Source organism: Massilia sp. P2_C2, from assembly GCF_056404615.1.
On sequence record NZ_JBFUDR010000192.1, the window covers coordinates 1 to 12,070 of the forward strand.

At 60.7% G+C, this 12,070-nt stretch carries 11 protein-coding genes and 2 tRNA genes; 10 read left to right on the forward strand and 3 right to left on the reverse strand.

Features of this window, described 5'->3' with window-relative positions:
- The 9 genes from AC1DYX_RS20340 to AC1DYX_RS20380 all read left to right on the forward strand — a co-directional run.
- Window positions 1-402: ATP-dependent Clp protease proteolytic subunit (locus AC1DYX_RS20340; protein WP_477262144.1), on the forward strand; the 402-nt coding region annotated here is incomplete at its 5' end.
- A 178-nt stretch (window positions 403-580) separates the two neighbouring features.
- On the forward strand, window positions 581-1,849 hold the full coding sequence (gene clpX, locus AC1DYX_RS20345; RefSeq protein ID WP_036239689.1) for an ATP-dependent Clp protease ATP-binding subunit ClpX: 1,269 nt from the start codon (window positions 581-583) through the stop codon (window positions 1,847-1,849).
- Between the two features lie 265 nt (window positions 1,850-2,114).
- A complete protein-coding gene (lon, locus tag AC1DYX_RS20350) occupies window positions 2,115-4,523 on the forward strand; it encodes an endopeptidase La (RefSeq protein ID WP_477262147.1) in 2,409 nt (802 codons plus the stop codon).
- Window positions 4,524-4,529: 6 nt separating this feature from the next.
- Complete coding sequence (locus tag AC1DYX_RS20355; RefSeq protein ID WP_477262148.1) at window positions 4,530-4,979, forward strand: HU family DNA-binding protein; 450 nt, start codon at window positions 4,530-4,532, stop codon at window positions 4,977-4,979.
- A gap of 91 nt (window positions 4,980-5,070) precedes the next feature.
- A tRNA-Asp gene (locus AC1DYX_RS20360) sits at window positions 5,071-5,147 on the forward strand.
- Window positions 5,148-5,201: 54 nt separating this feature from the next.
- Window positions 5,202-5,278: transfer RNA gene (locus AC1DYX_RS20365), tRNA-Asp, on the forward strand.
- A gap of 83 nt (window positions 5,279-5,361) precedes the next feature.
- The gene (locus AC1DYX_RS20370) at window positions 5,362-7,278 is read left to right on the forward strand and encodes a SurA N-terminal domain-containing protein (RefSeq protein ID WP_477262150.1); all 1,917 of its coding nucleotides are present in this window, start codon (window positions 5,362-5,364) and stop codon (window positions 7,276-7,278) included.
- Window positions 7,279-7,367: 89 nt separating this feature from the next.
- Window positions 7,368-7,799: a GNAT family N-acetyltransferase gene (locus AC1DYX_RS20375; protein WP_477262152.1), complete on the forward strand. Its 432-nt coding sequence runs from the start codon at window positions 7,368-7,370 to the stop codon at window positions 7,797-7,799.
- 210 nt (window positions 7,800-8,009) lie between these two features.
- Window positions 8,010-8,306, forward strand: a complete 297-nt coding sequence (locus AC1DYX_RS20380; protein ID WP_477262154.1) for a DUF7660 family protein — start codon at window positions 8,010-8,012, stop codon at window positions 8,304-8,306.
- 999 nt (window positions 8,307-9,305) lie between these two features.
- On the opposite strand, the gene cynS is transcribed toward AC1DYX_RS20380, so the two are convergent.
- From cynS to AC1DYX_RS20395, 3 genes are all read right to left on the reverse strand, one after another.
- Complete coding sequence (gene cynS / locus AC1DYX_RS20385; RefSeq protein WP_477262156.1) at window positions 9,306-9,749, reverse strand: cyanase; 444 nt, start codon at window positions 9,747-9,749, stop codon at window positions 9,306-9,308.
- A 200-nt stretch (window positions 9,750-9,949) separates the two neighbouring features.
- Complete coding sequence (gene mnmH, locus AC1DYX_RS20390) at window positions 9,950-11,002, reverse strand: tRNA 2-selenouridine(34) synthase MnmH (protein WP_477262158.1); 1,053 nt, start codon at window positions 11,000-11,002, stop codon at window positions 9,950-9,952.
- Window positions 11,002-11,637, reverse strand: coding sequence for an arylesterase (locus AC1DYX_RS20395; protein ID WP_477262160.1), 636 nt, complete (start codon window positions 11,635-11,637; stop codon window positions 11,002-11,004). Before AC1DYX_RS20395 ends, mnmH begins: the two co-directional genes overlap by 1 nt.
- Between AC1DYX_RS20395 and AC1DYX_RS20400 the strand changes: the two genes are divergently transcribed.
- Window positions 11,636-12,070 (forward strand): ABC transporter ATP-binding protein (locus AC1DYX_RS20400; protein WP_477262162.1); only part of this gene is annotated, 435 nt, incomplete at its 3' end. The genes AC1DYX_RS20395 and AC1DYX_RS20400 overlap by 2 nt on opposite strands.

Genomic DNA, 12,070 nt, shown 5'->3' on the forward strand with positions numbered 1-12,070 from the left:
CTGTACATCAACTCGCCGGGTGGTTCCGTGTCGGCCGGCCTCGCGATTTTCGACACGATGAACTTCATCAAGCCTGACGTGTCGACGCTGTGCACCGGGCTGGCCGCCTCGATGGGAGCGTTCCTGCTGGCCGCCGGCGCCAAGGGCAAGCGCTTCTCGCTGCCGAACTCCCGTGTCATGATCCACCAGCCGTCCGGTGGTTCGCAGGGCATGGCGTCGGACATCGAGATCCAGGCCAAGGAAATCCTGTACCTGCGCGAACGCCTGGCCCGCATCATGGCGGATAACACCGGCCAGACGATCGAACAGATCCACAAGGACACCGACCGCGACCGCTTCATGTCGAGCGAAGAGGCCGTCGAATATGGCCTCATTGATAAGGTCTTGACGAACCGCGGTTAAGGTTCTTCATCTGCTTACCGAGGTCGCATAAAGCACTCGACAACTGTTGCTCAAATACGCCCGGACGCGACAGCGCTTCGGGCGTTTTGTTTTCAAATCGGGTAGCATGGTGTCGTGTGCACTTGTTGCGCCCTCGTATTAGCGTTATATTCATAGCAATTCAACTGAAACCTGCCCCATGTCAGACAAAAAATCCTCTAGCGGCGAAAAACTCCTGTACTGCTCGTTCTGCGGCAAGAGCCAGCACGAGGTCAAGAAGCTCATCGCAGGACCTTCGGTCTTCATCTGCGACGAGTGCATCGACCTGTGCAATGACATCATCCGCGACGAGACCTCGAACGTGGAATCGGTGGCGGGCGCCAAGTCCGACCTGCCGACGCCGCACGAGATCGCCGAACTGCTCGACCAGTATGTCATCGGCCAGCAAACGGCGAAGCGCATCCTGTCGGTGGCGGTGTACAACCATTACAAGCGCCTGAAGCACCTGGGCAAGAAGGACGATGTCGAACTGGCGAAGAGCAATATCCTGCTCGTCGGTCCTACCGGTTCGGGCAAGACGCTGCTCGCGCAGACGCTGGCGCGCATGCTGAACGTCCCGTTCGTGATCGCCGACGCGACCACGCTGACGGAAGCCGGCTATGTCGGCGAGGACGTCGAGAACATCATCCAGAAGCTGCTGCAGAGCTGTAACTACGAGGTCGAGAAGGCCCAGCGTGGCATCGTCTACATCGACGAGATCGACAAGATCTCGCGCAAGTCGGACAACCCCTCGATCACCCGCGACGTGTCGGGCGAAGGTGTGCAGCAGGCGCTGCTGAAACTGATCGAAGGCACGATGGCGTCCGTCCCGCCGCAGGGTGGCCGCAAGCACCCGAACCAGGATTTCGTGCAGATCGATACGACGAACATCATGTTCATCTGCGGTGGCGCGTTCGACGGCCTGGACAAGATCATCCAGAACCGTTCGGAAAAGAGCGGCATCGGCTTCGGGGCCAGCGTCAAGAGCCAGTCGCAACGTTCCGTCAGCGATATCCTGATGGAAGCGGAACCGGAAGACCTGATCAAGTTCGGCCTGATCCCGGAACTCGTCGGCCGTCTGCCGGTCGTGGCTACCCTCAGCGAACTGACGGAAGAAGCATTGATCCAGATCCTGGTCGAGCCGAAAAACGCCTTGATCAAGCAGTATTCGAAACTGCTCGACATGGAAGGCGCCGAACTGGAAATCCGCCCGGCGGCCCTGCACGCGATTGCCAAGAAGGCATTGGCGCGCAAGACCGGCGCGCGTGGCCTGCGCTCCATCCTGGAACACGCTTTGCTGGATGTGATGTACGAGTTGCCGAGTCAGCAAAATGTCGTCAAGGTCGTCATCGATGAAAATACGATCACGAACGGCGCGAAACCTTTGCTGATTTACAGCGAATCGCCGAAGGCAGCCGGCGAAAATTAAAAATTTCCGAGCGCAAACACAACAAAGGTATTGAATCGTTGAGTTGAGACGGTACAATCGATCTCAACAAAAGACGGCTTCAATCGAAAAGCCACTCGCGGCGGACGCTGTGTAGTGGCTTTTTTATTTGAATTCAGGACTTTTGTAGAAACGGCTAGTATTCGTATCAAGTTAAAGTTTTTGCTTGTAGAAAATATTTTCCGGCCGGTCTTGTGTTTCGACAGTGTGCTCCCACATCGTCTACACGCTTTCTATAAGGTATGCCATGACAACTTCAAAATTGACCGAGCAAATGACGCTGCCCCTGCTGCCCCTGCGCGACGTGGTGGTGTTTCCGCATATGGTGATACCGCTGTTCGTCGGCCGCCCGAAATCCATCAAGGCGCTCGAAGCTGCCATGGAACAGGGTAAGAGCATCATGCTCGCAGCCCAAAAGGCCGCCGCCAAGGACGAACCTTCGGCCGCAGACATCTATGAGATCGGCTGCGTGGCCAATATTCTGCAGATGCTGAAGCTGCCCGACGGTACCGTGAAGGTGCTGGTCGAAGGCGCACAGCGTGCCCGTATCAATCACATCAACGACGCGCCGAGCCATTTCATCGCTGACCTGACCCCGATCAATTCGGAAATCGGTGACGATTCCGAAGTCGAGGCGATGCGCCGCGCGATCGTCCAGCAGTTCGATCAGTACGTCAAACTGAACAAGAAAATCCCGCCCGAGATCCTGGCTTCGCTGGCCGGCATCGACGACGCCGGCCGCCTGGCCGACACCGTCGCCGCCCACCTGCCGCTGAAACTCGAGCAGAAACAGGTCATCCTGGAGATCTTCAACGTCGCCAAGCGCCTCGAGCACCTGCTCGGCCAGCTGGAAGGCGAACTGGACATCCTGCAGGTCGAGAAGCGCATCCGTGGCCGCGTCAAGCGCCAGATGGAGAAATCGCAGCGCGAGTACTACCTGAACGAGCAGGTCAAGGCCATCCAGAAGGAATTGGGTGAAGGCGAGGATGGTGCCGACATCGAAGAGCTGGAAAAGAAAGTGGTCGCCGCCAAGATGCCGAAAGAGGCATTGGACAAGGCCATGGGCGAGATCAAGAAGCTCAAGATGATGTCGCCGATGTCGGCCGAGGCCACCGTCGTGCGCAACTACATCGATACGCTCGTCGGCCTGCCGTGGAAAAAGAAATCCAAGGTCACGATCGACCTGGAAAAGGCCCAGGAAGTCCTGGAAGCCGATCACTACGGCCTCGACAAGATCAAGGAACGCATCCTCGAATACCTCGCGGTGCAACAGCGTGTCGACAAGCTGAAGGCCCCGATCCTGTGCTTCGTCGGTCCTCCGGGCGTCGGTAAAACGTCGCTGGGCGAGTCGATCGCCCGCGCGACGAACCGCAAGTACGTCCGCATGGCGCTGGGCGGCGTGCGCGACGAGGCCGAGATCCGCGGCCACCGCCGTACGTACATCGGCTCGATGCCGGGCAAGGTGCTGCAATCGTTGGCAAAAGTCGGCGTGCGCAACCCGCTGTTCCTGCTGGACGAGATCGACAAGATGGGCGCGGACTTCCGCGGCGATCCGTCGTCCGCGCTGCTCGAAGTGCTGGATCCGGCGCAGAACCACACGTTCTCGGACCACTACGTCGAGGTAGACTTCGACCTGTCGGACGTGATGTTCGTGGCGACGTCGAACTCGTTCAACATCCCGCCGGCCCTGCTGGACCGGATGGAAGTGATCCGCCTGTCGGGTTACACGGAAGACGAGAAGACGAGCATCGCGCAGCGCTACCTGCTGCCGAAGCAGATCAAGGCGAACGGCCTGAAGGACGAAGAGATCAAGGTCGACGAGGCCGGGATCCGCGACATCATCCGCTACTACACCCGGGAAGCCGGTGTGCGTTCGCTCGAGCGCGAAATCTCGAAGATCTGCCGCAAGGTCGTCAAGATGCTGCTGCTCAAGAAGGACAACAAGCGCGTGATCGTGTCGTCCAGGAACCTGGATAAATTCCTGGGCGTCCGCCGCTACGACTTCGGCGTGGCCGAGAAGGAAAACCAGATCGGCCAGGTCGTGGGTCTCGCATGGACGGAAGTCGGTGGCGACCTGCTGACGATCGAAGCCGTGCAGGTGCCGGGCAAGGGTGCCGTCATCCGCACCGGTACGCTGGGCGACGTGATGAAGGAATCGATCGAAGCCGCGCGTACCGTCGTGCGCAGCCGTGCACAGCGCCTGGGCATCAAGAACGAGGTGTTCGAGAAAACCGACATCCACATCCACGTGCCGGAAGGCGCGACGCCGAAGGACGGTCCGTCCGCCGGTATCGCGATGACGACGGCGCTGGTGTCGGTGTTCACGGGTATCCCGGTCCGTGCCGACGTGGCAATGACGGGCGAGATCACGCTGCGCGGCGAAGTCCTGCCGATCGGCGGCCTGAAGGAAAAACTGCTGGCGGCCCAGCGCGGTGGCATCAAGAYCGTGCTGATCCCCGAGCAGAACGTGAAGGATCTCGCGGACATTCCTGATAACGTCAAGAACAAGCTCGAGATCGTGCCGGTGCGCTGGATCGAGAAGGTGCTGGAAGTGGCGCTGGAGCGCCAACCGGAGCCGATCGTCGACGTGCCGGCGGTGGCCTCCTCGGTCGCCACCACTGCGGCCGACGGCCAGGGTGGCGTCGTCAAGCACTGAGGCTGAATGCGTCGTCAAAAAAGCGGTACCTTCGGGTGCCGCTTTTTTTATTACCATCTGTTGTTCGCGCGTTACTTGACACAAAGCATAGGCAACTTGTTTAATACGCCCTTGCGGTTTTTGCCGACGGTCAACCCGACTGCGTGCGGACGCCGTGATCAGAACGTACAACGAGGGAAGATAGTGAACAAAACTGAATTGATCGAAGAAATCGCGAAGTCCGCGGACCTGACCAAAGCTTCTGCAGCGCGCGCCCTCGATGCCATGATCGTCGCTGTGACAAATACCCTGAAGAACAATGACAGCGTGACGCTGGTCGGCTTCGGTACGTTCACCGTGGGCGAGCGTGCTGCCCGCACCGGCCGCGATCCGCGCACGAAGGAAGCCATCAAGATCAAGGCGGCCAAGGTCCCGAAATTTAAGGCTGGTAAAGCACTGAAAGATGCAGTAAACTAATGCCTCCGCTGCGCTGACACGCAGCAGGAAGCAGCTGACGGCCAGGCCTCTTGGCAAAGTCATCAGCAGTTTGTAGTACCCAGTATTTCGTGGAGCGGTAGTTCAGTTGGTTAGAATACCGGCCTGTCACGCCGGGGGTCGCGGGTTCGAGCCCCGTCCGCTCCGCCACGAAGTCTGCAGCGTTGAAAGCTGTCGACCGGTGGTTGCGAGATACACGAATTTGGAGCGGTAGTTCAGTTGGTTAGAATACCGGCCTGTCACGCCGGGGGTCGCGGGTTCGAGCCCCGTCCGCTCCGCCAAGTTGACGAAAAAGAGGCGAACTGTGGTTCGCCTTTTTTTTTGAGTTTTTCGATAACGCATTTTCAACCTTGAATGGCTGACCATGTTTGACTTTATTCGTACTCACCAGCGCCTGATGCAGTTCCTGCTGTTGCTGCTGATCCTGCCGTCGTTCGTGCTGGTGGGAGTGAGCAGCTACAACAACCGCGGCGGCGGCAAYGATGGTGTGGCGACCGTGGACGGGAAATCGATTACCCAGCAGGAGTGGGAAGCGGCGCAGCGGCGCCAGCTCGACCAGGCTCGCCAGATGATGGGCGCGCAGTTCGACCAGAAACTGTTCGACACGCCCGAAGCGAASCAGGCCGTGCTCGACCAGCTCGTCGCCGAGCGCGCCATCAATGCCGAAATCGTGCGCAAGCACCTGACGGTGAACGACGCCGCCCTGCAAAAGGCCATCATGGACATCCAGGCGTTCCGCAAGGAAGACGGCACGTTCGACATGGACCGCTACAAGGCCACGCTGGCCGCGCAGGGGATGACGCCGGACTCGTTCGATGCGCGCATGCGCCACGACCTCGCCGTGCAGCAGCTCGTCGGCTCCGTCCAGCAGACCGCGTTCGCGCCGCGCACCGTCGCCAACCGCCTGTCGGACATCAACGACGAGGAACGCGAAGTGCAGGAGCAGCTGTTCCCGGCCGCGACCTATATGCCGCAAGTCAAAGTCACTGACGACATGATCAAGGCGTTCTATGACAAGAACGCCGCGCTGTTCCAGATACCGGAGTCCGTCAAGGCCGAATACGTCGTGTTCGACCCGTCGGTCGTCGAAAAACAGGTCACCGTGTCGGACGCCGAAGTCGCCGATGCGTACAACAAGAACAAGGCCCGCTTCACCACGCCGGAAAAGCGCACCGCCAGCCACATCCTGATCAATGTGAAGAAGGGTGCCTCCGCTGCCGAGGACGCCGCCGCGAAAGCCAAGGCGCAGGCGATCCTGGACGAAGTGCGCAAGAATCCGAACGATTTCGCGAAGATCGCCAAGGCACAATCGCAAGATCCGGGCTCGGCTGAACTGGGCGGCGACCTGGGCGTCGTGCAGAAGGGCGTGTTCGTCAAGCCCGTCGAAGACGCGATCTACGGCCTGAAGGAAGGCGAAGTCAGCGGCCTCGTGCGCTCGGAATTCGGTTACCACATCATCAAGATCACGAAGATCGTGCCGGAGACCCAGAAGTCGCTGGAAGAGGCGAAGCCGGAGATCGTCGCCGACCTGAAGAAGGCCAGGATGTCGGCCAAGTATTCGGAACTGGCCGAGACCTTCACGAACACCGTGTACGAGCAGGCGGACAGCCTGAAGCCGGTGGCCGACAAGCTGGGCCTGACCATCCAGACGGCCGAAGGCCTGACCCGTAAGCCGAATCCGGCGCTGGGTGCTTCGCCGGTGAATAACGAGAAATTCCTGAAGGCGATCTTCGGGGACGACGCGATCAAGAACAAGCGCAATACGGAAGCCGTCGAAGTGGCGCCGAGCACGCTGGTGGCGGGCCGTGTCGTCGAATTCAAGCCGGCGACGAAGCGCCCGCTGGCCGATGTCGAAGCCCTGATCCGCCAGCGCGTCACGCAGGAAGAAGCGGCCAAGCTGGCACGCCAGGCCGGCGAAGCGAAGCTGGCGGCCGCCAAGGCGTCGGGCGATGCGACCGGCTTCGGCGAAGCGAAGACCGTCTCGCGCACGAAGCAGCCGCCGTTCAATGACACGGCCGCGATCGCCGTGCTGAAGGCGGACGTGAGCAAGCTGCCGGCCTATGTCGGCGTCGACATCCCGGGCCAGGGCTATGGCGTGTACCGCATCGTCAAGGTGGGCCAGCCGGCGCAGCCGGATCAGGCGCGCCGCAAGCAGGAAGCGGAGCAGATCGGCCGCGCCGTCGGCAATGCCGAGACCTATGGCTTCGTCGAAGCGCTGAAGCACAAGGCGAAGGCGAAGATCAACGTCAAGGCTGCCGACCTGGGCACGAAGGCCGAATAAGCCTGAACGCATCGTCTAAAGCCCGGCCGCGCGAGCGGACCGGGCTTTTTTCTTATAATTAACGCCAGATCAACAACGTGGGGGACGACATGACCGTGACCTGGACCGATGCGCTCGATACCGTCGACTGGGACGAGCTGTCGGATCTGTACCGCAAGGCGCCGCTGGGCAACAAGTCGCCTGACCGCCTCAAGACGGTGTTCACGAACAGCATGTTCCGCCGCTTCGGCTACGAGGACGGTGTGCTGGTCGCTGCCGGGCGCGCGCTTGCCGACGGCCAGGATTGTTCCTACATCTGCGATGTGGCGATCCTGTCCAGCCATCAGGGGCGCGGGCTGGGCGACGCGTTGATGTCGCACCTGGTCGAGCTGTCGCGCGGGCACGCGAAGATCATCCTGTATGCGGTGCCGGGCAAGGAGGCGTTCTATGCGCGGTACGGGTTCCGGCGCATGACGACGGCGATGGCCGTGTTCCAGGATCCGGTGGCGGCGGCCGAGCGGGGTTACCTGGTGAAGGAATGAGTGGGAGTGCGGGGAGCATCGGGCGCCATGGTTGCACCCTCTTGTGCGCATTAACGCCGCGGATGCCTGCTTAGGGACGGGTACTGCCAGTCGTGAGTATGCCTCGACGGCAACCCGCTGTGCAGAATTCAACGGCCGGGTTCGGCCAATTTTGGTCATTCGCCAACGTTGACTGCCCACGAAGACGGCTTTACAAGAACAACATAGACAATGACCTCAAATCTGAAAACGATCCTGGACTCAGTGACTGATGAACAGTCATTTATGCGATTCTTGCAAGCTCTTGCAGAAGACTGGGAAGATGAGCAGCATAAAGAGCACGCCAACCCAAGTTCTCCGTATGGGAGCGGCGCTAATGGATGGGAAAGCGGTACGATTGGCGCCTATCTGGATGCGGCAGCAAGATGGGGTAATGCGTCAATTGATGGGCCCAAGTTCTACGAAAGCCCGAGTAACCCATGGAAGCGATGTGCACAAATTCTTTACATGGGGAAACTTTATGAATAGGCTATAGCGACCTGGGCGCTTGAATATCCGGATTATGTCGACCAATGTCGAACACTGAGTTGCAGCAACTGCTCAGGAGTGGCCGATTAATAGGTTTTGGCAAGCCGGTTCTCAAGTACGGCTAAATGACGAGTAACTGGACTCAAAAAGGTTACAAGGGTACCCATTCATGAACGGTGTCTGTCGCTGAGGTCAATCGAAACGGGCACGTCCTTCACATTGTCAACGGCTACACGCAGGTTCATTGGCGAGGCACTGGCGTCAAAGCGGATTACGAAGCGATTCGAAACGTAATGAGAACTGTAAGGCTAAGGTTTTCGGGGAAGCGCATTGGCTATCCGAAGATCGGCGCTGGTCTGGCCGGCGGCGATTGGGAAGTCATCTGCGCAATTATTGAAGAAGAACTTGCGGGTGAGGACCATACCTATGTTGAGTACGTCGCCTAGCTGGCCCAACGGCTATGTCCGGCTAGAAATGGACGATCACGGCAGCAGAGAAGATTGAAGGAAGCGAGGGGGTAGAAATGCAGGATAAAGCAGAGATCTATTGTCCGAAATGCGAATGGCGCCCGGGTCCCGAGGATCGATGGCAGTGCGTTCCTTCTTGCGGCACGGTTTGGAATACCTTCTGGACCCGCGGAGTGTGTCCTGGGTGTACCTTCAAATGGCCCAAGACGCAGTGTCTGGCGTGCGGTGAATTCTCTGCGCACGAGGCTTGGTATCACTACCCAACCGGGCAGGAGCATGACAATTCGGGCTCGCTAGATGTTACGGTATCCGCCACTTAGCGTTTACGACTAGCCATGTGTGCAATGAGTCGATAACGGACGGTTGTGCAGTTCCGCTGTCCCCCTGCAGCCTATTCGAAACATTGTTATTGCCGCCCGTAGATTGATACAGGGCCGACAGCCATTCGCTCCACGCATTATTTTGAAGCAGCCCTGCGGGACCGGGCTGCTTCATTGGAGGCGTGCGCCAAACTTTTTTGCCCGTCCACAGCTTAGTACTGCTTGTACGGCAGGAACTTACCGGACAGCACGACATTCACCCGGTCGCCTTTCGCATCAGGCTCCCGCACGATGTCCATGTGAAAGTCGATCGCGCTCATGATGCCGTCGCCAAACTCCTCATGGATCAGTTCCTTGATGGTCGTCCCGTAGACGTTGACGATTTCGTACCAGCGATAGATCAGCGGATCGGTGGGGACCGCTGTCGGCAGCGAGCCCTTGTACGGGACCACCTGCAGCCATTTGCACTCTTCGTCGGTCAGCCCGAAGATGTCGCCGAGGATACCGGCCTGTTCGGTCGAGGCGGTCATCTGCCCCAGGCACAGTGCAGTCGTCCACTCCTTGGACTGGCCGATCCGGCTGGCCACGTCTTCCCACCTGATGCCCCTCGATACCTTGGCGTTGATGATTCTTTCCGTGACTTCCATGCGGTTCATAGCGTGCCTTCATATGCGGTTAAGGTAAGGAAGAGTCAATGTAACCCCTCGTGCATAACCGGACGTGATGCACGTCAGTGGTGCGCACGAACTGCCGGGTGCGACCATCCTGCGCGCGCGGCGCCGGCGAGGTGCGCGCCGCGAGGGACAGCCGGCATTTCCTCTTTGTACCGCTTACCTCAGCAAGACACGTGCCTGATCTAGGCGTGGAGCCGGCGCGCGGCCGCGATGAAGTCATCCTGCGAAATGCCGGGCAGCGTGAGGATCTCCGCCTGCGGATACTGCACGAAGTTGCGGTCGATCGAGCGCAGGTACGCGGGATCGTAGTGCTCCACGAGCAGCTGGTCGACCAGCTCCGCCATGCGTCCCGTGTTGGCCAGTTCGTGCCACGTATCGATGCGCGCGCGGCCGTGCAGCTGGACGAGATGGTCCAGCTGGCCGTTCAGGATGGCCGGGTTGTCACAGAAATGCTGGTAGTCTTCCATCAGCAATTGCACGCGCAGCGGACGGTCCAGTTGCAACGATACGCACGTCGATGCGCGCATGCGCGCCATCACCGCATCCGGCACCCGCAGGTTGCCTACCTTCTTGCTTTCCGATTCCACGAACACGGGCCGGGACGGGTCGAAGCGGCGCAGCTTGTCCCAGATGCGCGTCTCGAACATCTTCTGGCCCGGCTGCGGCTCGCCGGGCAAATGGCCCAGGACGGAGCCGCGGTGCGCGGCCAGGCGTTCCAGGTCGAGCACCTGGGCGCCGATGGCGTCGAGCGTCTCCAGCAGGCGGCTCTTGCCGCTGCCGGTCGTGCCGCAGATGACGCGGAACTCCAGCGGCGGCGGATTCTCCAGTACGGAGGCGACGTAGGCGCGATACGCCTTGTAGCCGCCGTCCAGCTGCACGACGGGCCAGCCGATCTTGGCGAAGATGAGGGCCATCGAGCCACTGCGGTTGCCGCCGCGCCAGCAGTACACGAGCGGCTTCCAGTCCTTCGGCTTGTCCGCGAACAGCGTGTCGACGTAGTGCGCGATGTTGCGGGCCACGAGCGGCGCGCCGATCTTCTTCGCCTCGAAGGCGCCGACCTGCTTGTAAGTGGTGCCCACGAGGACGCGCTGGGCGTCGTTCAGCGTGGGGCAGTTGATGGCGCCCGGGATGCGGTCGAGCGCGAACTCCGACTCGCTGCGCGCGTCGATGATGGTGTCGAACTGGTCGAGCATGGGCAGGACGTCGTCGACGCCGAGGACTGCAGGGTATTTCATTATCGTTTGACGAGGGGCGCGAATTGCGGCCAGATGTTGTTGAGGATGGTCGGATGGGCCGCCGCGAGCGGGTGCATGCGGTCGGCCTGGAAGTTGGCCGGGTCCTGCGCGACGCCTTCCAGCATGAACGGCACGAGCGGCACCTTGTACGTACCCGAGAGGTCCTTGTACATGCCGGCGAAGCGCTCGGTGTAGGCGCGGCCGTAGTTCGGCGGCATGCGCATGCCGACCAGCAGCACCTTTGCCCGGTTCTGCTGCGCCAGCTGGATCATCGTGCGCAGGTTGTCCATGGCGGCCGGCACGGGCAGGCCGCGCAGCCCGTCGTTGGCGCCCAGTTCGAGCACGACGACGTCAGGCTTGTGCTGCTGCAGCAGCGCAGGCAGCCGCGTGCGGCCGCCGCTCGTCGTCTCGCCGCTGATGCTGGCGTTGACGATGCGGGCGTCGATATTCTCCCGCTTGAGCCGCTGTTCCAGCAGCGCGACCCAGCCGCTGCCGCGTGCGAGGCCGTACTCGGCCGACAGGCTGTCGCCCACCACGAGTACCGTTTTTGGGGCAGAATAGGCGTTTCCCGACGCGGCGAATGCGAAGACCGCGACGGCAACGAACGTCCATTTTCTGAGAAGTGAAGCAAGCATGCGTGATATTCCCGAGGCAGCAAAAGTCGGTGCAGGGCAGGGCAGTGCGGGCGGGCCGGCGATCGAGGTCCGCGGCCTGTCCAAGCGCGTGACTGACGCCAGCGGCGAACTCACGATCCTGCACGAGGTGGATTTTACCGTGCAACCGGCCGAGACGCTTGCCCTCGTCGGCGCCTCCGGGTCCGGCAAGTCCACGCTGCTCGGCCTGCTGGCGGGTCTCGACACGCCGTCGTCCGGCCAGGTGCTGCTCGACGGTACGGATATTTTCGCGCTCGACGAAGATGGTCGCGCCGCGTTCCGCAAGGCCAGGCTGGGCTTCGTGTTCCAGTCCTTCCAGCTGCTGGCGCACCTGAACGCGCTGGAAAACGTGATGTTGCCGCTGGAATTGCGCGGCGATGCCGACGCGCGCGCGAAGGCCGAGGCGATGCTGGGC

Coding starts and splice junctions, on each gene's coding strand:
- AC1DYX_RS20375 (WP_477262152.1), top strand. CDS start 7,368: ATGACCGTGACCTGGACCGATGCGCTCGATACCGTCGACTGGGACGAG.
- AC1DYX_RS20395 (WP_477262160.1), bottom strand. CDS start 11,637: ATGCTTGCTTCACTTCTCAGAAAATGGACGTTCGTTGCCGTCGCGGTC.
- clpX (WP_036239689.1), top strand. CDS start 581: ATGTCAGACAAAAAATCCTCTAGCGGCGAAAAACTCCTGTACTGCTCG.
- cynS (WP_477262156.1), bottom strand. CDS start 9,749: ATGAACCGCATGGAAGTCACGGAAAGAATCATCAACGCCAAGGTATCG.
- AC1DYX_RS20380 (WP_477262154.1), top strand. CDS start 8,010: ATGACCTCAAATCTGAAAACGATCCTGGACTCAGTGACTGATGAACAG.
- mnmH (WP_477262158.1), bottom strand. CDS start 11,002: ATGAAATACCCTGCAGTCCTCGGCGTCGACGACGTCCTGCCCATGCTC.
- AC1DYX_RS20355 (WP_477262148.1), top strand. CDS start 4,530: ATGCGTCGTCAAAAAAGCGGTACCTTCGGGTGCCGCTTTTTTTATTAC.